This is a genomic window from Gammaproteobacteria bacterium, from assembly GCA_035279405.1.
Classification (GTDB): domain Bacteria; phylum Pseudomonadota; class Gammaproteobacteria; order Natronospirales; family REEB76; genus REEB76.
This window is the reverse complement of the sequence record DATEHU010000021.1, coordinates 63,301-87,724: the sequence shown is the minus strand read 5'-3', so window position 1 is coordinate 87,724 and position 24,424 is coordinate 63,301. Positions and strand designations below refer to the sequence as shown.

The 24,424-nt window shown below is 62.9% G+C and carries 20 protein-coding genes; 8 read left to right on the top strand and 12 right to left on the bottom strand.

Translation table 11 applies throughout. From position 1 onward, the window contains the following. Window positions 1-198: 198 nt before the first annotated feature. Both VJR90_02950 and VJR90_02945 read left to right on the top strand, forming a co-directional pair. Window positions 199-756, top strand: a complete 558-nt coding sequence (locus VJR90_02950; GenBank protein ID HKV96433.1) for an HNH endonuclease — start codon at window positions 199-201, stop codon at window positions 754-756. A gap of 60 nt (window positions 757-816) precedes the next feature. Further along, window positions 817-1,680: a fructosamine kinase family protein gene (locus VJR90_02945; GenBank protein HKV96432.1), complete on the top strand. Its 864-nt coding sequence runs from the start codon at window positions 817-819 to the stop codon at window positions 1,678-1,680. A gap of 21 nt (window positions 1,681-1,701) precedes the next feature. Here VJR90_02945 and VJR90_02940 read toward each other — a convergent pair whose 3' ends face one another. The 11 genes from VJR90_02940 to VJR90_02890 all read right to left on the bottom strand — a co-directional run bounded on the left by VJR90_02940 (window position 1,702) and on the right by VJR90_02890 (window position 18,521). Next, complete coding sequence (locus VJR90_02940; protein ID HKV96431.1) at window positions 1,702-3,015, bottom strand: ATP-binding protein; 1,314 nt, start codon at window positions 3,013-3,015, stop codon at window positions 1,702-1,704. Continuing rightward, window positions 3,012-4,346 carry a sigma-54 dependent transcriptional regulator gene (locus tag VJR90_02935; protein ID HKV96430.1) on the bottom strand — a complete coding sequence of 445 codons (1,335 nt, stop codon included), beginning with the start codon at window positions 4,344-4,346 and terminating at the stop codon, window positions 3,012-3,014. The genes VJR90_02940 and VJR90_02935 overlap by 4 nt, the downstream gene beginning before the upstream one ends. Before the next feature lie 86 nt (window positions 4,347-4,432). Beyond that, window positions 4,433-5,662 (bottom strand): FtsX-like permease family protein, encoded by a 1,230-nt coding sequence (locus tag VJR90_02930; GenBank protein HKV96429.1) that lies wholly within the window; start codon window positions 5,660-5,662, stop codon window positions 4,433-4,435. Next, complete coding sequence (locus VJR90_02925; GenBank protein ID HKV96428.1) at window positions 5,659-6,969, bottom strand: ABC transporter permease; 1,311 nt, start codon at window positions 6,967-6,969, stop codon at window positions 5,659-5,661. The genes VJR90_02930 and VJR90_02925 overlap by 4 nt, the downstream gene beginning before the upstream one ends. Next, window positions 6,969-8,231, bottom strand: coding sequence for an ABC transporter permease (locus VJR90_02920; protein ID HKV96427.1), 1,263 nt, complete (start codon window positions 8,229-8,231; stop codon window positions 6,969-6,971). The genes VJR90_02925 and VJR90_02920 overlap by 1 nt, the downstream gene beginning before the upstream one ends. A 194-nt stretch (window positions 8,232-8,425) precedes the next feature. Continuing rightward, window positions 8,426-9,742 carry an ABC transporter permease gene (locus tag VJR90_02915; protein HKV96426.1) on the bottom strand — a complete coding sequence of 439 codons (1,317 nt, stop codon included), beginning with the start codon at window positions 9,740-9,742 and terminating at the stop codon, window positions 8,426-8,428. An 84-nt stretch (window positions 9,743-9,826) separates the two neighbouring features. Beyond that, complete coding sequence (locus VJR90_02910) at window positions 9,827-11,041, bottom strand: FtsX-like permease family protein (GenBank protein ID HKV96425.1); 1,215 nt, start codon at window positions 11,039-11,041, stop codon at window positions 9,827-9,829. Between the two features lie 126 nt (window positions 11,042-11,167). Continuing rightward, a complete protein-coding gene (locus VJR90_02905; GenBank protein ID HKV96424.1) occupies window positions 11,168-12,484 on the bottom strand; it encodes an ABC transporter permease in 1,317 nt (438 codons plus the stop codon). A 12-nt stretch (window positions 12,485-12,496) separates the two neighbouring features. Beyond that, window positions 12,497-13,210, bottom strand: a complete 714-nt coding sequence (locus tag VJR90_02900; GenBank protein ID HKV96423.1) for an ABC transporter ATP-binding protein — start codon at window positions 13,208-13,210, stop codon at window positions 12,497-12,499. A gap of 405 nt (window positions 13,211-13,615) precedes the next feature. Further along, window positions 13,616-14,920 (bottom strand): efflux RND transporter periplasmic adaptor subunit, encoded by a 1,305-nt coding sequence (locus tag VJR90_02895; GenBank protein HKV96422.1) that lies wholly within the window; start codon window positions 14,918-14,920, stop codon window positions 13,616-13,618. 274 nt (window positions 14,921-15,194) lie between these two features. Further along, window positions 15,195-18,521 (bottom strand): S41 family peptidase, encoded by a 3,327-nt coding sequence (locus VJR90_02890; GenBank protein HKV96421.1) that lies wholly within the window; start codon window positions 18,519-18,521, stop codon window positions 15,195-15,197. A 144-nt stretch (window positions 18,522-18,665) separates the two neighbouring features. On the opposite strand from VJR90_02890, the gene VJR90_02885 reads away from it, so the two are divergent. The 4 genes from VJR90_02885 (at window position 18,666) to VJR90_02870 (ending at window position 21,695) form a co-directional block, all read left to right on the top strand. Further along, window positions 18,666-19,067, top strand: coding sequence for a cytochrome-c oxidase (locus VJR90_02885; GenBank protein ID HKV96420.1), 402 nt, complete (start codon window positions 18,666-18,668; stop codon window positions 19,065-19,067). Between the two features lie 113 nt (window positions 19,068-19,180). Next, window positions 19,181-19,771 (top strand): OmpH family outer membrane protein, encoded by a 591-nt coding sequence (locus VJR90_02880; GenBank protein HKV96419.1) that lies wholly within the window; start codon window positions 19,181-19,183, stop codon window positions 19,769-19,771. 232 nt (window positions 19,772-20,003) lie between these two features. Beyond that, entirely contained in the window at window positions 20,004-21,017 is a 1,014-nt protein-coding gene (ltaE, locus tag VJR90_02875; GenBank protein HKV96418.1) for a low-specificity L-threonine aldolase, read from the top strand. A 30-nt stretch (window positions 21,018-21,047) separates the two neighbouring features. Then, window positions 21,048-21,695 (top strand): fumarylacetoacetate hydrolase family protein, encoded by a 648-nt coding sequence (locus VJR90_02870; protein ID HKV96417.1) that lies wholly within the window; start codon window positions 21,048-21,050, stop codon window positions 21,693-21,695. A gap of 4 nt (window positions 21,696-21,699) precedes the next feature. Here the strand turns inward: VJR90_02870 and VJR90_02865 are convergent, their stop codons facing one another. Next, on the bottom strand, window positions 21,700-23,037 hold the full coding sequence (locus VJR90_02865; protein HKV96416.1) for an amino acid permease: 1,338 nt from the start codon (window positions 23,035-23,037) through the stop codon (window positions 21,700-21,702). Window positions 23,038-23,134: 97 nt separating this feature from the next. On the opposite strand from VJR90_02865, the gene VJR90_02860 reads away from it, so the two are divergent. Further along, entirely contained in the window at window positions 23,135-23,344 is a 210-nt protein-coding gene (locus VJR90_02860) for an acetyltransferase (GenBank protein HKV96415.1), read from the top strand. A 68-nt stretch (window positions 23,345-23,412) separates the two neighbouring features. After that, the gene (locus VJR90_02855) at window positions 23,413-24,417 is read left to right on the top strand and encodes a deoxyhypusine synthase family protein (protein ID HKV96414.1); all 1,005 of its coding nucleotides are present in this window, start codon (window positions 23,413-23,415) and stop codon (window positions 24,415-24,417) included. Window positions 24,418-24,424 lie beyond the last annotated feature (7 nt).

The following is a 24,424-nucleotide window of genomic DNA, read 5'->3' as shown; positions in this document are numbered from 1 at the left end:
CGCAAGCCGGCGCCGGACCGCGCGCAGTGTAGAGTGCGAGAACTTTTTTTACCACCCTGAGCGGGAGTAAGATGCTGTACCGCGACCTCTGGTATTTGTCCTCCAGGCCGGTTATTGCAGTAACCTCCGCCAGTTGGCAGGAGTGAACGTCACGTGTACGACCTGACACAAGAAGTTCTGCGCACCGATGCGGCCGGCATGCCGCTCGAGTGGATTGATTACCAGGATGCCGTGCGCCTGTATCACCTGGAACAGGTGGCCTACAGCTGCGGCATGCTGCTCTACCGCCTGCACGGCGGCATTTGCGCGCGCACCGGACGCCAGAGTCGTGTGGAAGTGAATTCCATCATCGCCACTTACGGCAACAACCATGCGCTCGCCAAGGCGCGCGAGCATTACGTGCCGCCGCTCAACAATCACACGCTGTTCAAGCGCGACGCCAACCTGTGCATGTACTGCGGTCACCGGTTTACGGCGCGCGAACTGTCACGCGAGCACGTCACGCCGCTGAGCCGCGGCGGCACCGACACCTGGAACAATGTGGTAGCCGCTTGCAAACGCTGCAACAATCACAAGGCCGGACGCACGCCGGAAGAATCCGGCATGCAGTTGCTGGCGGTGCCGTTCACGCCCAATCACGCGGAATACATCTTCCTCAAGGGCCGGCGCATCCTCGCCGACCAGATGGAATTCCTGCTCGCGCATTTCCCGCGTTCCAGCCCTTTGCACCGCAGGGTCAAGCAACTGCTTGCCTGACTACCACATTTTCAGGTTTGCAAACGGGCGCACTGCGCCCGTTTTTGTTTGAGTGCATGCATGACTGAAATCCGCAATGCAGTGGAACGGCTGTTGGCCGGGAAGCATGCCGGCCCGTTCAGCTGGCAAGCCGTCGGCCGTGGCGTCGGCGGCAGTGTGTGGCGCGTGCACGGTGCGGACGGTGTCTGGTTCGTCAAGATCGCAGCGGACGATCCGCGCATGCTGGCGGCCGAAGCGGATGGTTTGCGGGCGCTGGCTGAATGCCGCGAGTTGCGCGTGCCCGAAGTGACGGCCACGGACGACGGATTTCTGGTATTGGAATGGCTGGATTTTGGAGGCAAGACCCCGCAGGCGGCAGCGCAGCTGGGCGAACAGCTCGCCACACAACATCGAAACTTCGGCGCACACTTTGGCTGGCGGCGCAACAATTTCATCGGCGCCACGCCGCAGTTCAATACGCCAAACGACGATTGGGTGAGCTTTTTTCGCGAACACCGCCTCGGATTCCAGTTGCGCCTCGCGGCCGAGAATGGCTACCGCGGCGCGTTGCAGGAACAGGGGGCGCGGCTCATGCAATCGCTGCCCGCGTTCTTTGCCGGCCATGTGCTTCAACCTTCGTTGCTGCACGGTGATCTCTGGGGCGGCAACTGGGGAGTGCTGAGCAGCGGCGAACCGGTGATCTTCGATCCGGCGGTGTATTACGGCGACCGCGAAGCGGATCTCGCCATGACCGAATTGTTCGGCGGCTTTCCGCCGGAATTTTATTCAGCCTACGAAGCGATCTGGCCGCTGGATGCCGGCTACCGTACGCGCCGCGATCTCTACAATCTTTACCACGTGCTCAATCACCTCAATCTATTCGGCGAAACGTATCAGGTGCAGTCGCTGGATCTGATGCGCCGGCTGAATGCGGAGACACGCTAGCCAACTTCGGTCGCGGGCGTATTAGCGCCGTGCCGGCAACCAGATGCTCGCCATCACGCCGCCGCTCGCGCGATTCGCAAGACTGATGCGGCCGCCGTGCGCTTCTACGATCTCGCGGCACAGCGGCAGGCCGAGACCCGTGCCGGATTGCTTGGTCGAATAGAACGGCAGCAGCGCCTGCTCCAGCACGTCGGCCGGCATCCCCGAGCCCGCATCGCCGATGTCGAGCCGCACGCCGTCGGTACTCTGATGTACTTCCAGCGTGATTGCCTCCGGTAGCGAACCGGATTCATGCGCGTTCTTGAGCAGGTTGATGAGCGCCTGCTGCAGTTGTGCGGGATCGAAGCGCGCGGCCGTTGCGGGTACGGTGCCGCGTCGCGTAAAGGGCATGAGCATGTGCAGCGAGGCCAGGAACGGCGCCCACTCGACCGGCTCGACGCGTGGCGACGGCAGCTTGGCGAAGCGCGCGTAACCATCGATGAACTTCCCGAGGTGAGCGGCGCGTTCCTCGATGTTGGCGAATACCTTGTCGAGTTTCCCCGCGTGCGGTGGTGCGGTCAGCAGCCGCCCGGAATGCGCCAGCGACGAGATCGGCGCCAGCGAATTGTTGAGTTCGTGACTGATGACGCGGATCACCTTTTTCCACACCGCCACTTCCTGGCGGTTCAGCTCGCGGGTGAGCTGCTTGAAGATGTAGAGGCGATGCGGCTGCGCATTGAGCGTGAAGCGTTCGCGGCTGAGGTAATAGATCTCCTGTTCCTCGCCGTCCGGCACACTGAACATGCCGTCGTTGCCGCCGGCGACGGCCGCACGCATCGCCTCCGGCGCCTGCTGCAGCAGGCTTTCGAACGCGTGGCCTTCGAGCTTGCGCCCGGCGTTGAACAGGCGGCGCGCGGCGACGTTGCTGTAGATCACCCGTCCGCTGGCGTTGGTGAGCAGCAGCGCCCAGGGCGTGCTCTGGATCACGGTATCAAGCAGCAATTCGCGCTGGTACAGGTTGTAACGTTCCTGGCGCAGGATGCCGCCCGCCAGATTGTATTGGCGCGCAAGTTCGCCGAGTTCGTCCTTGCGCGCGGTGTTCAGGCTGAAGCTGAAGTCCCGGTCCTTGAAGCTCGACACGCCGTCACCGAGCGCGGTGAGCGTGTGATGGATCGGGCGCATGAAGCCGCGCACCGCATATACGGCCACCGGTACCATGATCGCAAGCGCGACAATCAGGCTGGCCAGCAGCGAATCGAACACCTGGGAAAGGAATACCGCGATCAGGACCGCCGCCAGCACCAGCACACCCGCGAGCAGCGCGAACTTGCCTTCGAGGGACTGGCCGAACTTCACGGTTTGCCAATGCCGAATTTTTCCATGCGCCGGTACAGCGCCTGACGGCTGAGTCCCAGGTCCTGTGCGGCGGACGCGATCACGCCCTGGTGGCGCGCGAGTGCGGCTTCGATGTCGGCGGCGTCGGGTTCGGCGGCGGCCGGTGAGGCGGCGAGCGCCGCCGGCAAGCCCAGGGCTTCGGCCGTCACCACGTCGCCGGCCGCAAGCAGCGCCGCGCGTTTCATGCAGTTCTGCAGTTCGCGCACGTTGCCGGGCCAGTCGTGAGCGAGCAGCGCCTGTTCGGCCGGCGGGCTCAACGTGTGGCGCTCGCCGAGAAACGCGCGCGCCAGCGGCAGGATATCCTCGCGCCGTTCCATGAGCGGTGGCACGCGGATTTCAATGACGTTGAGCCGGTAGTAGAGATCCTCGCGGAAGCTGCCGGCCGCGATGGCCGCGCGCAGATCGCCGTTGGTGGCGGCCACGATGCGCACCTTGACGCGCCGCGTCTGTGTGCTGCCCAAGCGCTCGAACTCGCCGGTCTGCAACACGCGCAGCAGTTTGATCTGGCCGGCCGGCGGCAGGTTGCCGATTTCGTCGAGAAACAGGGTGCCGTTGTCCGCGGCTTCAAAACGTCCGGCGCGCGCTTTCTGCGCGCCGGTGAACGCGCCGGCCTCGGCGCCGAACAATTCACTTTCCATCAGCTCCGCAGGCAACGCACCCATGTTCACTTTGACGTAGGGCCCAGCGCGGAACGTGGAATTGGCGTGGATGATGTCGGCAATCTTCTCCTTGCCCGCCCCGTTGGGACCGGTCACGATCACCGGCACGTCTGCGTGCGCGATCTGCGTGGCGATGCTGAGCACCTGATGCAGGGCGTCGCTTGCATAAATTATTCCACACAGATCGAAGCGCTCCGCGAGTTCGCGGCGCCGGTCTTCGCGGTTCTGCGCACTGCGACGCTGCTCGCGGCGCAATTGGCCGAGTTGCAACAGGTTGCCGACGGTAGTGGCGAGTTTCGCATCGTCCCAGGGTTTGGCAAGGTAATCCGCGGCACCGGCCTTGACGAGTTCCACGGCGTGTTCGAGATGCGTCCAGGCGGTGAGCAGGATGATGGGCAGGTCGGGATGGCGGCGGCGGATTCCCGCGAACAGTTCCGCGCCTTCGGTGCCGGAGGTACGGCTGCCGGTGAAATTCATGTCCTGGATCACCAGGTCCACCGGTTCGCGTGCCAGCAGTGCGAGTCCCTCAGCCGGCGTTTGCGCGCTGAGCGCGCGCAGGCCATGGAGATCCATCAACACCGTCAGCGCTTCGCAAATCGCGCGGTTGTCGTCAATGATGAGAACGGTTGGCATGCAATCCCGGTACGGTAACCAATGCGCTCGGCCGGTGGCCTGAATTGACAACCGAGTTTACGGGTATTCCACGGCCATAAACAGCCTCAAACGCTGCGCGTGGCTTCCACTGGCGGCACCGCCGCGGCGCGCAGCGCCGGGGCGAGCACCGCGAGCTGGCCGAGCAACCACAACACGATGGCGCCGATGACGAGGTAATCCGGCGGCAGACGTTGCAACTCGAAGTGGCGCATCAGGAACAGGTTCAGCAGGTAGGCGAATGCCGCGCCCAGCACTATGCCACCGGTGACGATAAGGAGGTTTTCGATCTGGAAATACCGCAAGATGTCGCCGCGTGTGGCACCCAGCGCGCGGCGCATACCGATCTGCCGGCGTCTTTGCTGCACCCAGAAACTGGCCAGTCCACTCACGCCAACTGCTGTGACCACGAGCATGATCAGCATAATAGCGATCAGCATGCGGCCGGTAGCTAGGGCGCCGCGGAAATACCTAGTGCGCAATTCGGGAAACGTTAATACTTGGGCCTGCACGTGACCAGGATCGGCCTTCTGCAGTGCCGCGGCAGCGGAACGCAGTGTCTGTGACAGGCGTGCGCCATCCTGGGCACGGATTATGAATCCGCCGCCGAGATGCTCTGGGCCGACATGAAACTCGGCGACAATGGTATTGTCGTCGCTTGCGCGGCCGGTGAGCTCGCCACGAAGGTAATCCAGCACGCCGATCACGCGCATTTCAAACGTGCCGTCGTAGAGCGTGCGACCCAATGGGTTGACGCTTCCATACAAGTTGTGTGCCAGATTACGCGTGACAAGCACAGGCATCACCGGAGGCTTGCCACCGCCTCCGCCGAATATCCGCTCTGCGTTCGGCAGGTCGTTATCGATGAAATCATGCCCCTCGACGACATGCAAACCCAGCGAGCGGCTGAACCCCTGACTGCCATAAAGTTCGTAAGCCTGCAGCACTGGATGCTGACGTGCCGGTGCGAGAAATATCGGGACACGATTCGAGTCCCAAATGGGTGGCCCGCCATACGCCGCTTCCTCGACACCCGGCACGGCGCGCAAAGCTGCGAGATTACCCCCCACGGTGTTCGTTTCGTCTTTGCCGATCACGCCGATGCTCTGGATCACGCCGATCTGGCTTTCGACGACACCGGTCGGCGTACGGAACCGCTGGATATCTCGGTTGACGATGAAGACGAGGTTACCCAGCAAGGCCATGGTGAGTGCGATTTCCAGCACCAGCAGCGTGACCGCGGCCTTGTGCCTGCGCAGTGCCACGAGGATAGGCCGAACTTGCAGGAAGCTCCTCATAGCGACTTCACTTGAAGGGCCGGGGCCACGTGCGCCGCCCGCCATGCCGGCCACAGGCCAGCCGCCAGCGTCGCTACTACTGCCAGCAATACAGCCGCGACCAGCATGGAAAGGTCCAAATGCGTGGACTCAGCGAAACTGACAGGCTGCTGGCGCACCATCCACAGGCCAAGCCACGCTAACGGCAACCCGACCAAACCTCCCCCAACGCCCACTACGCCGGCCTCTACTAGGCACTGCATGAACACGGATCGCCGCGAGGCACCCAGCGCACGACGAACGCCGATCTCGCCCGACTTGCGGAGGAACTTGGCCACCAACAAGCCCACCACGTTGACCATGCAGATCAGGAACACGCCGAAGGCGATCCAGGTCTGCATGCGTACAACCACCGGGATCACGTGCTTGTAATCCAGCCAGTCCAACAGGTCACGCAGGCGCACGTTAGGCTTGCGTTCGAAGCGTCCCAACTCGTGTTGCTTGATGCTGTACTGTGTGAGCGCGGAACGGTAAGTGGCCACTTGCGCCGGCGTATCCAGTTCCACCCAGAACTGCACCCATGTGCACTGCGACACCTTGGGGTTGTGTGTGCCCGCGCTCGGATCGTTGCCCCAGCAGCTCATCGGTCCGTAGCCGTAGTCCTGCGGCAAGTCCAGCCAAGTGAAGAACGGCAGATACATCTGGCTGGCCTCGCCATAAGCACCCTGGTCGAGGTCATAGAAATGCGGTTGCGGATTCCAGTCGCCGATTACGCCAATCACGCGGAAAGCCTTGGTAGCGATCACCAGGCTCTTGCCGACGCTGTCGGCGCCACCGAACAGTTTGTCGTTGAGTTTGCGCGACAGAATCACCACGTGCGCATAATTCGTGTCGTCCTGCGCCGACCATGCCGAGCCGTAGATGAAAGGCACGTTGAACATTGCGAAGAAATCGGCCGTGGTGGCGCGGTCGGTGACCATAGCCAACGAACTGCCCTGCGCATCGTTTCGCGTGGGCAGCCAGTTGGCGCTCATCAATGCGCGCCGCGGCGCAATGCCCATTTGGTACAGATTCACCGCGTCAATGTAGGTGAGGTTATCAGGCGGCTCGCGATCCGCTCCCGGCAGATCCGCGGGCCGCGGGTCCACCTGTGGATGGAACAGCACGCTACTTTTCTGCGGCAATGGGTTGCCCGACAGGTTGTGCAGCACGGTGAGCATGGTGATGGACGCCCCGATGCCAAGCGCTATCGCCAGCACCATCAGGGCGGTGACGACAGGCGTCCGTTTCAAGCTCCGCATCGCAAGCTTCAGGTAATAACCGAGCATCACACGCTCCGAGTCGCTTCCACCGGCGGCACCGCCGCGGCGCGCAGCGCCGGGGCGAGGACCGCGAGCTGTCCGAGCGCGAGCAGCGCGATCACGCCGGTGAGCACGTAGAGCAGCGACATGCGATCCATGGAGAACTGCCGCATCATCCACAGGTTCAGACCCACCGCGAGGATCGCGCCCAGCACCACGCCGGCGCCGGCGATCATCAGGTTCTCGGTCTGGAAATAGCGCAGGATGTCGTGGCGCGTGGCGCCGAGCGCGCGGCGGATGCCGATCTGTTTATGCCGCTGGCCGACCCAGAAGCTGGTAAGGCCCACGATGCCCGCGCCGGTGACCGCGAGCAGGATCACGCAGATCACGCCCATCAGGATCGCCATGCCGACGTCGGCGCGGTAGGCATGCGCGCGGATGGCGGCAAACGTATGCACGTTGCTGTCTTCGTAGCTCGAGCCGGTCTCGAGCACGCGCATTGGATTGGCGGCATACAGCGCCTTGGGCGCCTCGCGCATCGCGGCCTCGAGTCGCCCGGGCTTGGCGCGCACCGCATAGCGCGCGAAGTTTGCGTCCAGGCGGGTTGGGATGAGCATCGAATTCCAGAACCAGCTGTTGGCCCAACTTTCTGCGCTCGGTACCTGCATGCGCGCGATCACGCCGATGATGGTGCTGGGCGTATTTCGATCCACGTAGATGGTCTTGCCGACCGCGTCGCCCTGCGGGAACAGCTTGTCGGCGATGGCCTGGGTGACGATTACGATTGGCGGTTGGTTGTGGCCGCGAAAGCCCATGTGCGTCACGTCGGCGGCGGTGAAGTTACGGCCCGCGACCAGGCGCAGGCCGAGCGTGGGGATCATCTGCTCGTCGCCGAAGTAAAACGCCGCCTGAGCGGTCGAGTGCTGCTGGGCGGGTTTCAATCCGATGCCGCCGCTCCAGGTGCTGTTGATCAAGGGCAGCGTATTGATGGCGATCGCCGACTGCACGTCGGGCAGATTGCGCAGCGTCGCCACGTCGCTGCGCTGCATCGCGTCGAGCTTGTCTATGGAGGCTGCGTCGTCACCCGTGGGCGCCCCGACCCAGGTCTGGCTAATCACAAACAGGTTGTTCTCGTCGAGCCCGGTCGGCCGATCAATGCGCTGGATGCGCTGGCCGATGATAAATACCGCGTTGCACACGATTGCGAGCGTGAGCGCAATCTGCAGCGTGATCAGGGTGACGCCGGCCTTGTGGCGGCGCAGCGCGGCGAGGATGGGGTGCAGTGTCATGGTCGCATTCCAATGATGTGTTTATTCACAAGTCTCGTTCATCCTGAGCGTAGGCCCCGTCTTCGAATGGAGATGGAGCCGAAGTCGAAGGACATTGCGCTTCGACTTCGTTCGCTGCGCTCACGCAGCCTGTCCTGAGCTTCGTCGAGGGGCTCAGCGCGAACGGTGTTGGAAATACTCGCGTCAGTCGCATATCAATTCGATTTCAACTGCCACGCGGGCTGCACGGCGGCGGCGCGCAGGGCCGGATACAGGCCCGCCAGCATCGTGGCCACGATTGCCACCACCAGCGTAGTCACCAGCAGCGACACGTCCAGATGCGCCAGTGCGGCGATATCACGCGGCAACACCCAATCGAGACCGGCGATGCCGAGCCAAGTCAACAGCACCCCCAGCACGCCCCCGGCCAGACCCACCATGCCGGCTTCGATGAGAAATTGCGCGTAGATTTCGCGGCGTGCGGCGCCCAAGGCGCGGCGCACGCCGATCTCGCCGCTGCGGCGCAGGAACTTGGCGAGCAGTAGGCCGGTGGTATTGACCAGGCACACCAGCAGCAGGCCGAGTGCGACGTACAGCGAAATCTTCGTATCCGGTGGCACGACGTGCTCGTAATCGAGCCAGGCCATCAAGCCGCGCAGACGCACGTTCGGCGCCCAATCCGGATGGTGCTCGCGCGCGAACCCTACCAGGTAATTCCGGTATTGCGGCGCGACCGCCGGGCTATCGAACTGCGCCATGTAGGCGATCCAGATGCAACTGGACTGTTGCAAGCCTATGAACCCGGCCTGCTTCGGCGTCAGGTAGCAATTGGTGTTGCCTTCGTTCGGCATGTCCGCGGCGATCGCGGTGTTGAAGGGCAGGAACACGCCCTCGTCGCTGACGAAGAAGCCGCCGGTGTTGGACACGTCATAAAAAGTCGGCTTGGGATTCCAATCCCCGAGCACGCCGACCACGCGGTAATCGCGGCCCTCGATGTTCAAAGTCTTGCCGACGCTGTCGCCGCCGCCGAACACCTGCCGGTTGAGCTTGCCGCTGATCACCACCACGTTGGCGCGGCTGGCGTCGTCCGCGGCGCTCCAGCCGCTGCCATACACGAACGGCACGTCCAACATTGGGAAGAACTCGCTGAAGACCGCGTGCCCAGCGGTGTTGATCGGATGTTTGCCCGGGTCAGCGGGGATCACCGACGGCGAAATCATGTACATCGCCGACTGATACTTCGCGCGATGGTCGCGCATCAGTGCCACCGCGTCGCCGTAGGTGAGCGCATCCGGCGGTCCCTTGTCGGAATCGGGATTGCTGCTCTGTGCCTGTGGCCCCCAGGCATCTATCTGCGGCACGAACAGTTGCGAGGATTTCCACGGAATGGGATCGCCCGATACCGCGCGGAACACCGACCAGGTGGTCATGGAAGCGGCCACGCCGAAACCGATGGTCAGGACCATGAGCGCGGTGAGCGCGGGATTGCGTTTCAGGCTGCGCAACGCGAGATTCAGGTAGTAGCCGAACATCTCATGTCACTCCTGTATCTCGTCCTCCCCCTTCCACAGGAAGGGGGCTTGAGGGGGATGGCTTTCCGGAAGGGGGGCTGCACATCACACGCTCCTCGTGGCTTCCACCGGCGGCACCGCGGCGGCGCGCAGCGCCGGCGCCAGCACAGCGAGCTGGCCGAGCATCCACAGAACAATCGCGCCCAGCGGCAGGTAGTACAGCGGCAGGCGCGGCAGGGCGTAGAACTTCATCAGGGAAAGATTGATGGCAATCGCCAGCACCACGCCGAGCACGATGCCAAAGCTCACGATCAGGAAATTCTCGGTCTGGAAGTAGCGCAGGATGTCGGCGCGCGTGGCGCCGAGCGCGCGGCGGATGCCGATCTGTCTGCGCCGTTGTGCGACCCAGAAACTCGCAAGGCCGACGATGCCAAGCGCAGTGACCAGGAGCAGCGCCGCGATCACGCCGACCAGCAGGCCGGCCATGGCGCGGTCGCTCTGGAAAAACCGCGTGCGCAGGTCGCTGAGGGTGCGGCTGTTGTCATGATCCAGTACCGCTTCCGGTGCGATCTTGGCGACGGCGAGGCGCGCATCCCGCATCACGCGCGGCAAGTCGCGCGGCTCAGCACGCAACAGATAGCTGCCGGTCAGCAGCCCACCCGGCTGCGAAGGCACGAACACCGTCCATTCGGCGCCACGGCGGCCGGTCTCGTTGTACTGCGACACCGCAAGGTGCGCAATCACGCCGATCACGCGAAAGTGGAACTTGCCGGACCAGAAATCCTTGCCGAGCGGATTTTCACCCGGCCACAGCTTTGCGGCCAGCGCACGCGTGATCAGTACGCGCGAATCGAGCGGCGCGTATCCCTGCAGCGGCTGATAATCGCTCGCCTCCGGCAGGTGGCCCGCGGTCAGTTGCAGGCCCAGCGCCTTGATGGTTCCCGGATCGCCTTCGTAAAACTGCACCACGGCCGCGGTGTGCTTGTCGGTCTGGTCGAGCGTGATGCCGGACACGCCGCTCTGCGCGCCGAACGGCACGGAACTGACCACGTGCACCGATTGCACGCCGGCCACCGCGCCCAGCCCCGCGAGCATGCGTGCGTTGAAGTCGGTGGTCTGGTCCGGATCGAAACCCGAGACGTTGATCGTGCCGAGCGCGGTCTCGTCCACGCCACTGTTGAGGTGCATCGCCGAGATGCGGTTGGCGATCATCGAGCAGGCATTGCACAGCACCGCACACGCGAGCGCGATCTCGAGCGCGATCAACGCGGTGGCGAGCCGATGGCGGCGCAGTGCGGCGAGGATGGGCTGGATTTGCATCATCAACCTCTGAATTTCAAAATTCGTCGGCTCGACGAAGGCCGGGATCCAGTGTCTTTGCCATGCTTGGCGCTGGGTCCCGGGCAATCCCTGGCCGGGATGACGTGGCGTTGGAGCGTGCCGTCATCACAGGGATTTCAGTTGCAGCGCCGGCGCGACGCGACTGGCGCGCAGCGCGGGCAAGGCGCCCGCAATCAGGCTCACCAGGATCGCGAGTGCAAACGTGATCAGGAACATGGAGGTGTCGAGATGCGCCAGGTCGGCGTACGGAGTGGGCCGACTGCGCACCAGCCACAGGCCCACCAGCGTCAGCAGCCAGCCGCCGATGCCGCCCAGCAGGCCGATGAGGCCGGCCTCCACCAGACATTGCGCGAAGATCTCGTACTGCGCGGCGCCCAGCGCGCGGCGTATGCCGATCTCGCCGGCGCGGCGCAGGAATTTCGCCAGTAGCAGGCCCACGGTATTGAACAGGCAGATGGCGAGGAACGCGAACGCCAGCCAGGCCTGCAGCTTGACGTCGCTCGGCACAGCATCGTTGTAGGCGAGCCATTGCATCAAATCCAGCATGCGGGTGTCGGTCTTGACGAAGCGTCCCAGCGCCTTCTGTTGCGCGGCATAGCCGGAGAGGAACTCGCGGTAGGCGGCGACTTTCGCCGCGCTGTCCAGCTCCACCCACAGGGCGATCCACACGCAGGGCGAATCGATCAGGTGGCCGGGTGTTTTCGGCATGCCCCAGCAGGTGAACTGCTGGAACGCGCCGTCGTTGATTTCCAGGCCGGTGGTGAAGGGCGTGAACACGTCTTCGGGTTTGCCGTAGAAACCGCCGGTGTCGCCGTTGGCATAACGGCCGCCGCGCACGTCATAGAACAGCGGCGAAGGCCGCCACGGCGCCAGCACGCCGACGATACGCACATCACTGTCCTTGAGCCGCAGGGTCTGGCCCACGCTGTCCTGACCGCCGAACAGCCTGTCGTTCAAATCGGAGGAAATCACCGCTACGCGCGCGTGATTTGCGTCGTCCTGCGCGGACCAGCCTTGGCCGTACTCGAATGGTACTGCGAACATGGGGAAGAAATCCGCAGTTGTGGACAGCATGTTCAGCATCAGCGGCGGCAGATTGGTCGTCGGTGCGCGCACCTTGATCTGGCTGTTGACGATCAGCGTCTGGTGGTCGGCGCGCTGCGCGCTCCATAGGTCCAGCGCCGATCGGTAATCGAGCACATCCAGCGGCCGGTTGGGGTAATTCGCGGGACTGGCGTCCACCTGTGGATAAAAGATGTGCGCGCTCCGGCCCGGCAAGGGATCGCCCGACAACAGGTGCATGACCGTCAACGTGGTCATGCTCGCGCCGATGCCAACCGCGATGGCCAGCATCATGAGAAAGGTCAGTACCGGATTGCGCTTCAGGCTCAGCAGTGCGAGTCGCAGGTTGTACAGGAACATGCCGGGTTTCCGTCAGACACGTGCGGCTTCGCTGACCGGCTCCGCGTGCGTCGCGACGGCGTGCAGGTCCATGACCTGACCGTCCAGCACGTGCACGCTGCGGTGTGCACGGCGCGCGAGTTCCGGATCGTGCGTGACCATAACGATGGTGGTGCCGCTTTCATTGATATTCTCGATGAGGTCCAGCACCTGGCGCGCCATCAGCGAATCCAGGTTGCCGGTGGGCTCGTCCGCGAGCAGGATGCGCGGATCGCCCGCGAGTGCACGCGCAATCGCCACGCGCTGCTGCTGGCCGCCGGAAAGCTGCGAAGGCAGGTGCTTCATGCGCGAGGCGAGCCCGACCACTTCCAGCGCCTCGCGGATGCGGCGCGCGCGCTCCGCGGCCTTGAAGCCGCGGTAGCGCAGCGGTACGTCCACGTTGTCGCTCACGTTGAGGTCCGGAATCAGGTTGAAACTCTGGAAGATGAAGCCGATCTTCTCGTTGCGGATCCTGGAACGCGCGTTGTCGTTCAGGCCGCTCACGTCCTCGCCGTCGAGGAAATACTCGCCGCCGCTGAAACTTTCCAGGAGGCCGGCGATGGTCAGGAAGGTGGTTTTGCCGGAACCGGAGGGCCCCATGACCGCGACGAACTCGCCTTCCTTGACGTCAATGCTGAAATCCCGCAGCGCATGGGTTTCCAGCACATCGGTGCGGTAGATCTTGGACAGATGGTTCATTTTCAACATGGCGGATTCCTCGTTGTGAACTGAATTGGCTAAGAGCGTCTAACAAAATGTACGGTGGTCATCACCAGGCACACGTTAAATCCCCCCTCTTTCGGACGTCGCGTGTTGGCTGCGCAATCCTGCTCCGCCCCAAGTCCAGCCCATACATCCTGTATGGGCGTTCGCGGCGTTGCCGCTCACCCTGCTTCGTCCGAAAGTCCAGGGCAGCCCTGCACACTCTGCCATCCTGCGCCGTGTACAGGTCCAGGGAGACCATCCCTGGTCTCCCGCACAGCGCGTCGCGCTGTGCCCATGGCTGCCCGCTCGGGGCTTCGCCCCTCGCCCCCCCTTTGCAAAGGGGGGCGCGCTTTGCGCGCGGGGGGATTTATCAGAAATGGTCATTTTGTTTGGTGCCCTGAGGGGTCGTCAGTGGCTGATTACGACGCGCGCCGCGCCGTTGAAGTTATCGGTGCCGGAAATCACGATCTGGTCACCGGCTTTCAGGCCTTGCAGGATTTCGACCTTGTCTATGGAGCTCGGGCCGAGCCGCACCGGGGTTTTCACTGCGATGCCGTCGTGCACCACGTAGGCGTAACGCCCGCCGGACTCGTCCACGAACGAGCCGCGCGCCACGGTGAGCACGTTGTCGCGCTTGTCGAGAATGATGCGCACCGAAAGCCGCTGATTCTGACGCAGGTTCTGCGGTTTATTGCCCACGAAGCGCACGCGCGCGGCCACTTCGCCGTTGACCACTTCCGGCGAAATCGCGCCCACCGTACCCTGCCAGGTGCTGCCGTTGCCGCTGATTTCGGCGGGCATGCCACTCGCCAGATCGCGGGCGAAACTCTCCGGCACCGTGACTTCGACCTCCAGCGCAGACAGATCCACCACGCTCAGCAATTGCGCGTTCTGCGCGACGGTGGCGCGCGGAGCGATGAACACCTGCCCCACTTGGCCGTTGATCGGCGAGCGCACCGTGAGATCGTTGACCTGGCGCTGCAGGTCCTGCACCAGCAGTTGTTGGCGTTTGACCTGTAATTGTTTGGTGCGCACGTCGAAATTGAGCACGTCCTTGTTGAGCTGGATGCTGGCCTGGGCGTTGGCGTATTCGATCTTGGCTGCGGCCAGATCGTCCTGGGCCTTGGCGTAGTCCTGGGCGCTGATGACGTGAAACCCCCAGGCGGATTCCGCGCGCTTCATCTCGCGCGTGGCGGCTTCCAGTTTCACGCTCGCCAGATCCATGGCTTCCTTGTTGTTGAGCGCCGCGATCTTGATGTTGATGCGCTCGCGCTCGAGGTCAATCTGCATGCTGGAGAGCGTGGATTGCTCCTGGCCGAAGCGGCTGCTCAAGTCGGGGCTGGCAACGATGGCGAGGGTTTCCCCGACCTTCACCGTGTCGCCGGCGTTCACTTTCAGGGTTACCGAGCCCGCTGAGGTTGCGTACAGGGTGGGACTCACGGCCGCGACCACGCGCCCGTCCGCGGCGAGGTCGCGTACGAACGGCCCCAGTTGCACAGTGGCGAAGCTCAGACGCGAGGCGCTTACCGAGGCCTCGGCGGAGAACATGCGGATGACGGTGGGCACCAGCAAGGCCAGCACGATCAGTACCAGGATGCCGCCGCCGATCAGGAACAGGCGCTTGCGTCGCAAACGCGGGCGGTTGTCGAGCGCCACATCCTGGCTGGCGGTGTCGCGGATATTGACGATTTTCTTCGGGCTGGTGTTCTGCATGTCAGTGAATGTGCAAGCCGTATGCCAAGTACCTGCGGCGTCGCGCTTTGGGCGTGCACCCACTGAATCCGCGGCATGCGGCCGGCGGTGGCGCGTGCCGGCTCGGCGTCCCGGCCGTGCATGTGCGTCCGCGGACACCGCGATATGTCCGCCCGGACACCCACTGCGCTATCAGGTAATTGGATGCCGGCCGCAGGGCGAGGGTTTACAAGCGGCAAAAAAAGCGGCGGCCGAATGGCCGCCGCGCTAACTGATCGATGCTCCGGGTTTCGCGTTATTGCCGACCCGGCGGTGGATAGGCCGGAATCAGCGGCGGGGGCGGCGGCAGCACCAGCGGGTGTTCCTTGATCTTCTTCATCAGATAGTCCACCGCGGTGTGCAGTTGCGCATCGTAGCCGCGCATGATGTCTTCCGGCAGGTCGTCCACTTCGATGTCCGGATCCACGCCGTGATTCTCGATGACCCACTGTGAGTCCAGGCCGTACATGGTGCCTTCGGAGACGGTGATGTAGCCATCGTCGAGCAGCGGCCACTCGCCGCGGATGCCGCGCACGCCGCCCCAGGTGCGCGTGCCGATGAGCGGACCCAAGCCGTATTTCTTGAAGAAGTACGGGAAGATGTCGCCGTCGGACGCCGAGTAATGGTTGATGAGCGTTGCCTTGTAGCTGTAGCTCAACTGCTGCGGGATCGGGGTACCCGCCTCCTCGCGGTTACTGCTCATGCCGACCAATATACGGCGCAGGCGCTCCAGCAGGATCTGGTCAATGAAGCCGCCGCCGTTGTAGCGGTCGTCAATGATCAGTCCCTGTTTGGTCAACTGCGGGTAGAACTGGCGGATGAACTGGTCCATGCCCTGCGCGCCCATGTCGGACAGGTAGATGTAGCCGATCTTGCCGTCCGAGAGCTTATTCACTTCCTCGCGGTTGTGATCGATCCAGGCCTTGAGGCGGATATCCAGCTCGTCGCCAATCGTATTGACCAGCACCCGGCGCTCGTTCTTGCCGGCACTGTTGTCGGCCACGGTGAGCCACACGTCCTGGTTGGCCGTGTTCACGAACAGGCTGTAGGGGTTGGTTGGCGCCTTGAGCGTGCGACCGTTGACCGCCAACAGGTAATCGCCGGCCTGTACGTTCACACCCGGCTCGGACAGGGGCGAGCGGTAGTTCGCGCGTGTGTTGTCGCCGGGATAGATGGTCTTGAAGTAGTAACGGCCGGAGACCTGATCCAAGCCGAAATCCACGCCCAGCAGGCCGGTCGGCGTGCGATGCACATGGTAGTCCGTGTCGCCGCCGCCCACGTAGGTGTGCGAGTTGCTGAGTTCGCCAATGGTCTGGCCGATGAGGTAGTTCAAATCCTCACGCGAGCCCATGAGCGGCAGCAGTTTCCCGTAGTTCGCGCCCACGGCGTCCCAGTTCACGCCGTTCATCTTGCGGTTCCAGAAGAAATCGCGGTACAGGCGCCAGGCCATGTAATACATCTCGTTCCATTCCGCGACCTGGTTGACCTCGACCCACATGTTCGAGGTGTCGAGAGGCGCGGGTTTGGAGTCCGGTTTGGCATCCAGGGTGAAGAGCTTGTTATTCGGCGTGTTGTAGAGAATGGTCGAGCCGTCGGCCGACAGCGTCCAGCCGTAGAACCCGCTGCCCAGCACCTTGTCCTCGCGTTTCGCGAGGTCATAGACGTGGAGTTCCGGTTGCATGCCCGGCAACGGCCCGGCGATGGTCTGGTTCGGCACGGTGCTGTAGAACACGTGACCGGGCGTTGCGGCCAGTCCGTTGATGTTGGACGCGGGAATCGGCAGCGGCACGGCGCGCGCCATCAGACCCTCAAGGTCAATGCTGATGGGTTTGCTGTTGCCGGGTTTCCATTCGCCGGGTTTGGACTCCTTTTGCTCCGAGAGCGTGCCTTCATCGTTGCGCGGCGCGAACGGCGAGGGCGTGGCCTTCTGCAGGGTGGTCACGTACACGCCGAACATCTGCAGCGTGGCGATGTTGAACTCGCTCTCGCTGAAGGTCGGGTTCTCGTGGCGCGCCGACACGAAGTACAGGTACTTGCCCTCGGGGTCGAACACCGCACCCATGTCGTTGTCCATGGGCGAACTGATGTGCGTCGCCGCCCCTTCCGCCAGGTTGTAGAGGTAAATCTGGCGCATCTGGTTGGGCGCGGTGATGCTGTAGGCCAGCCAGCGGCCGTCGGGCGACCAGCTGAAGTCGTGCATCTCACTGAACTTGTCCTGCGCGACTTCGGTGAGCTTGCGGCTCTTCACGTCGAGAATCCACAGCCGGTGCTCGTTGTCGGAGAACGCCAGCCGGTCGCTGCCGGGCGACCAGTTGGGAGCGTAGAAATAACCGGTCTTGAAATCCGTGAGAATCTGCTGCGCGCCGGAGTTGTCCGCGGGGCGCACTGCGATCTGATCCTCGCCGTTGATGTCCGTGGCATAGGCAATCCACTTGCCGTCCGGCGACCAGGCGGGATATTCCTCCTCGGCGTTCGAGGAATCGGTGAGATCACGGCTCGGACCGTGCTCGCGCGGCAGCGACCAGATGTCGCCGCGCGCTTGCAGCAGCACGCGCTTACCGTTGGGCGAGAGCGCGAGATTGGTGTCGCCGGCGGTATCCATCATCTCGATGTATTTCGAGGCATCCACCCAGCGCAGGCCGGTGCGAGCGCCGTCGTCCGGCACGTTCACGCTGAGCTTGTGCAGTTGCTCGGAGGGCAGATCCATTACGTAGAGACCGCCGCCGTCCTGGAACACGATGCCGTTATTGCCGAGGCTCGGCCAGCTGATGTCGTAGTCCTTGAAATGCGTCACCTGCCTGAATTGCTTGGTGTTGAGGTCATACACCCAGATGTTCTTGCGCTTTTCCGGGCCGCGGTCGGACATGAAATAAATCAGATGGCCGTACCACATCGGGTCCATGTCGGCGCCGGGGTAATCGGTGATGCGCGTGCTCTTCTTCTGCGCGAAGTTGTAGAGCCACACGTCCTGCGCGAGGCCGCCCTTGTAGCGCTTCCAGGTGCGGAAGTTGCGGAAGATGCGGTTGTAGGCGATGGACTGGCCGTCCGGGCTGTAGGTGAGCATGCCGCCTTTGGGGATCGGCAGTTGGGTCGGCAGGCCGCCCGTCAGCGGCACGGTGAACAACTGGCCGAACCAGGAATTAAAGGTGTTGCGGCGCGAGAGGAACACGATGTTCCTGGAATCCGGCGTCCAGGTGACCACCATGTTGTCCGGGCCCCAGCGCAGCGGCGCGTTTGGCACCACGTCGGAGTGGAAGGTGAGGCGCTTGGCGTCGCCGCCGCCCGCCGGAATCACGTACACGTCGGTGTTACCGCGGTACTGGCCGGTGAACGCAATCCATTTCCCGTCCGGCGAGAAGCGCGGCATGATGTCGAAGCCGGGATCGGTGGTCAGGCGGTGCGCGGTGCCGCCGGCGCGGTTCACTTCCCAGAGATTACCGTGGGCTTCGAACACCACGGAATCGCCGTGCAGGGTGGGGTAGCGCATGAGCGTGCTGCCGGCCTGGGCATTGCCTGCCGCGAGCAGCAGGAGGGCGAGGATCGGAGTCAACCAGATTTGTTGTTTGAGCCGGCGCCGGGACATGGGGGTGCTCCTTGGATTTGGGATGCCTGACCGGGGAGATGCGCAGTATGACACGGCCGAAGCGCGCCAGTTCCATGCGGGCGCGGCTATACTCCGCCCCGCCTGTGAGTGACGATAAATTCAAATCCATATAAGGAGTTGCTTATGGAGACTGTTATCGAACAGCGTGGTGGCCGTATGGCGCCGATCTGGTTGAAAATTGCCGTCGTGTATCTGCTAATAGGCGTGATTTTTGGACTGGTTATGGGCATCAGCGAGAAGTTCCAATACGTCCCCGTACACGCCCATATCAACCTACTGGGTTGGGCGACCTTGGCGCTGGCGGGAGTCATTTACTGGTTGTGTCCCCGGGCCGGCGGCCACTGGTTGGGGCTCACGCATTTCTGGCTGCACAACATCGGCCTGCCGATATTTGTGATCGGGCTGTTTATCGTGAATAGCGGTCATGCCGCAGCCATACCGGTGGTGGCCGTGGGCGCGACCATCGCGGTCGTGGGCATCCTGTTTTTCACCGTCAATTTATTTGTGAACCTGAAAAAAGCCTGAAAATCGTGGGGTGGCGGTAGTCCCTGCCGCCGCCCCTGCGTTATGCTAATCGGGCCTTCCCACAGCCCCGCCCCTTGGCGGGCTTTGTTTTTCCCACATTTCAGGAGCATTCCATGACACGTTACGGATTTTTTGTCGGCGCGGTGCTGGCGGCCGGCTTGCTTGCGGCCGGCACGGTGCAGGCGGCGGAAGCGCTGCGCATCGGCGTGGTGAACCTGCAGGAAGTGATTGCCAACTCCAAGGCCGGCCAGCAGGCCAATCAGGACTTGCAGGGGATCGTGAAAAAACTTCAGGACCAGGCCAACGACAAGAACACCAAGCTGAACGTGCTGAAGCAACAGCTCGACAAGGCCGACCCGAAGTCGGGCGACTACGCGAAGCTGGAGAAGACATACAACGACAGCCGCAATGATCTGCAGCAGTTCGTGCTCATGGGCCGCCAGGATCTGGATCAGCGGCGTCAGGAGTTGTTGCAGCCCATCGAGGTGGAGTTGAGCAAGGTGATCGATCAATATGCCAAGGCGCATCACTACGACTTCATTCTCAGCCGGGACGCCGGGGGCGCCATATACGCCAACACCAAATATGACGTCAGCAAGGGCGTAACCGAAGCTCTGGACAAGGATTGGCCTCTGTACCTGAAGCAGCTGCAGCAGCAACAGAAGAAGAAGAGTGCCGCACCCGCGGCCAAGAGTGGCGGGTAAAGCCGGCGCGTTTATTCGGACAGCCAGTGGCTGTCCGAGCCGGCTGCACGCCGCACCATGGATGGTGCGGCTGGCAAGCCCGCCAGGGAAGGTGCCGTGCGCATGAGCCGTACCAATTGATTAAGTGGAGTGGCGACGAGTGCTTTCGGCATGAGTTATTTTGTCCCCCTCTCTTCAGTCTCTCCCCCTGAAAGGGGGAGAGAGAATGAGGAGTGCCTGCGGCACTGTCCTTATGATTGACCTGCGCAGCGACACGGTGACGCGGCCCACGGCCGCGATGTGCAAGGCCATGGCGGCGGCGGAGGTGGGCGATGACGTATTCGGCGACGATCCCACCGTCAATCGCCTGCAGGAAACGCTTGCGGACATGACCGGCCAAGAGGCCGGCGTGTTTTTCCCGAGTGGCACGCAGTCGAATCTCGCCGCGCTTATGGCGCATTGCGGGCGCGGCGAGGAATTCATCATCGGCAGTCTCGGCCACAGCTTCAAATACGAAGCCGGCGGCGCGGCGGTGCTCGGGAGTCTGTGGCCTTGCCCGATCGAGTACGAAGCCGACGGCACGCTGGACCTGAAGAAGGTCGCGGCGCACATCAAACCGGACGATGCCCACTTTGCGCACACACGCCTGCTGGTGCTGGAAAACACCCAGAACGGCCGGGTGTTGCCGCTTGCGTACCTCAAATCCGCGGTGGAGTTCGCGCATGCACACCAGCTCGGCATTCATCTCGACGGTGCGCGGGTATTCAATGCCGCGGTGAAACTCGGCGTGCCGGTGAAGGACATCACCCGGCATTTCGACAGCGTGTCTATATGTCTGTCAAAAGGTCTCGGCTGTCCGGTGGGCACGGTGCTGGTGGGCAAGCGGGAGTTGATCGCACGCGCCCATCGCGCGCGCAAGATTCTCGGCGGCGGCATGCGTCAGGCGGGCATACTCGCGGCTGCGGGTTTATATGCGCTGGAACATCACGTGCAGCGACTCGCCGAAGACCACACAAACGCGAAAAAACTCGCGGACGGCCTGTCGCAGGTCAAGCAGATCAAAATTGATCCCGCTGCCGTGCAGACCAACATGGTATTTGCAAGTATCGCGGCCGAGCATGTCAAACTGCTGGCCGAGCATCTCAAGAGCGCCGGCATCCTCATCCTGCCGAATGCAAACCTGCGGTTGGTGACGCACCTGGATGTGAGTTCCGCCGATGTGGCGCAGGTGATTAGTGCGTTCCAGGGTTATTTTCGCGCCCATTGATCCGGCGCTGCCCGCACGGAATTGACACACATGCACCAGCGCGTTGAACCGTTCGGATTCAGCTGCCAGCGGATCTTTTGCATCGGTCGCAACTACGCGGAACACGTCAAGGAAATGGGTGCGCCAAGACCGTCGGAACCGGTGATGTTCATGAAGCCGGCCACGAGTTTGGTGCGGGAAGGTGAGCCGCTGGTGCTGCCGAAAGACCAGGGCAGCGTGCACCATGAAATGGAACTGGTCGTGGCCATCGGCCGCGAAGGCGTGCAAATTCCAACGTCGCAAGCACTGAATTACGTCGCGGGTGTCACGCTTGGCATTGATCTCACGCTGCGTGATCTGCAAAGCAAACTCAAACAGGCCGGCCAACCCTGGGAGCGCGCCAAATCTTTCGACGGCAGCGCGCCTGTCGGGAAATTCACCGCTTGGTCAGGGCAGACGGATATTCAGAGCATCGAAATGCGCTGCACGGTGAATGGCGCGCTGCGCCAGCACGGCAACACGCGCGACATGCTGTTTCCGGTCGCCGAGATCATTGCGTTTCTGAGCCGTTACTGGCGGCTGTTGCCGGGCGACCTGATTTTTACCGGCACGCCTGTGGGCGTGGGGCCGCTCGTGAGCGGTGATCGCATCAGCATCGAGAGTCCGCAAATCGGCGGCTTTTCCTGGAACGTGAGTTAAGGCTTCAGCCGACGTTGGATTCCACGCTGTTCGCGGGCGCGGCAGCGGGCTGTGTTTGGCTGTGCTTTTGCCAGACGTATATGGGAATTCCCACCAGCAGCAGCAACGTGCCCCAGTAGAGGGAGTCCTTGCCGGTGCCGGCCGCGGCCCACAACGCAAACGCGAACGCCAGGCAGGAGAGCACCAGATTGAGCAGCGATGATTTGCCGACCTGCTTCTGACTGCGGCCGAGCACAATCTCCGCCATGGCACACAGCATGTACGGTACCAGCACGAAAAAGGTGGCAAGCAGGATGAGGATGTTAAACATCGTCACCAGGCCGTGGCTGTAATTCATGAGAATCAGAATTGTCGCCAGCACGCTGGAAATGATCATGCCGATGGCCGGCGAACCGCGCCGCTCGCCGCGTGCGAACAATTTCGGGAACAAGCCGTCGTCGGCTACGGCTTTGGGGAACTGTCCCTGCATCAGCAGCCAGCCGTTGAGCGTGCCAAAGCAGGAAATCATGGCTGTTGCGGCGATGATCCAAGCGCCCCAGTGGCCCCACATGATCCGGGCGGCATCGGCAAACGGCGCGTTGGAATGCGCCAGCGCCGTACTCGGCACCATGCCCATGACCACGGTGGTGCAGGCGATATAGAACGCTGCGGCGATGGCGGTGCCAAGCAAGGTGGCGCGCGGGATGGTTTTTTCCGGATTCTTGACGTATGCGGCCGGAATGGTTGCGCACTCCAGTCCCAGAAACGCCCACATGGTGAACGCCGCGGTGGTGTTCACCGCGGACGCGCCCGACACGGTCACGTGCGCGGTGGTCAGCAGTTTCGGGTCGAAATAGAAAAAGCCGAAAATTGCCAGCGCCAGCAAGGGCGCGAGCTTCAGGATCACGGTCGCGAGTTGCACGTTGCCGGCGGCGCGCACGCCCCAGATATTGAGCGCGGTCAGTACCCACACCGCCGCAATCGCCGCCAGTCCGCCATACAGCGGCACCGTGCCGAGTACCGGGATGAACACCGTGAGATAACTGGCGAACGCTACGGCCACTGCCGCATTGGTGCCGAGGATGCTGAGCCAGTAAATCCAGGCGATGAGAAAGCCGGCGAAATCCCCGAAGGCTTCGCGTGGATAGGCATAGGGACCTCCGGCCTTGGGCAGGCGGCGTGACAGGCTGCTGAACACCCAAGCGAGCAGCAGGGCGCCCACGGTGCTGAATCCCCAGCCCCACAGGCTGTAGGCGCCGTAGACGGCGAGCGACGCGGGCAGCAGGAACACGCCCGAGCCCACCATGTTGCCGATTACAATGGACGTAGTGGTGGCGAGGCCGAGGCTGCGCTGGGCTGGCATGGAGGATGTCCTGCGGTGGTGACGGCAAGGATTGTAGCGGAATGTTTTCGACGACTGGCGGCGTACAGGCGCACTTTTTCACTGCGCGTCAGGGTGGATGGTGACGCAGAACACTCCGGGCGACGATGTGCGCGTGCTGGCCGAGGCTGTGCGCCAGGCCTGCCTGGACGCAGCGCGCGAAGCACTCGAGACCGCGGCGCTCAGCGGCCTGTGCCGGGAGGGTGCGGAAGAGGCGGCGCTCGATGCGATTCGCGCGCTGGATCTGGACAAAACCTTGCGCTTGCCGGCCAGGGGCAAAAAAGCCTGAGTCGCGTTCCACCGCGGCGCGGAGCCGCTACAATCGCCAGTCATTTTGGCTTGCCGAGGATCATGCCGATGCGCGACCAGCCGGGCTCCACGCACTTCGCTTACGCCCAGGAAGTGGCGGCGTTCATCAAGCACCACTACCGGCATTTCAATGCCGCCACGCTGGTGGATGCGGCCGAGGCCTACAAGACGCACCTCAAGGCCGGTGGCAAGATGATGGTGACGCTCGCCGGCGCCATGAGCACCGCGGAACTCGGCTTGTCGCTCGCCGACATGATCCGCGCGGACCAGGTGCAGATCATCACCTGCACCGGCGCGAATCTCGAAGAAGACATCTTCAATCTCGTGGCGCACGACCATTATGTGCGCGTGCCGCATTATCGGCATCTGTCGCCCGCTGAAGAACAGGCCTTGCTGGAGCGGCACCTGAACCGCGTGACCGATACCTGCATTCCGGAAGACGAGGCCATTCGCCGCATCGAGGACGCGGTGCTGGCCGAGTGGACGGCCGCTGACAAGAAAGGCGAGCGTTTTTTCCCCCACGAGTTCATGTACAAGATCATCCGCTCCGGCGTGCTCCGTCAGCATCACCAGATTGATCCGCAGGACTCCTGGATGGTGGCGGCGGCGGAAAAGAACCTGCCGATCATCGTGCCGGGCTGGGAAGACTCGACGCTCGGCAACATTTTCACGGCGCACTGCATGAAGCGCGATATCAAGAACGTGCATACCGTGCGCACCGGCATCGAATACATGATGCTGCTTGCGGACTGGTACCGAAAGAACTCCGGCGGCCGCGGCGTGGGCTTTTTCCAGATCGGCGGGGGCATTGCCGGAGATTTCCCGATTTGCGTGGTACCGATGCTGGAGCAGGACATGGAACAGGCGACACCCTTGTGGGCGTATTTCTGCCAGATCAGCGATTCGACCACCAGCTACGGTTCCTACTCAGGCGCGGTGCCCAACGAGAAAATCACCTGGGGCAAGCTCGGCAAGGACACGCCGCGCTTCGTGATCGAGTCCGATGCCACCATCGTGGCGCCGCTGATGTTCGCGTACATTCTGGCCGGATAAGGCAGCG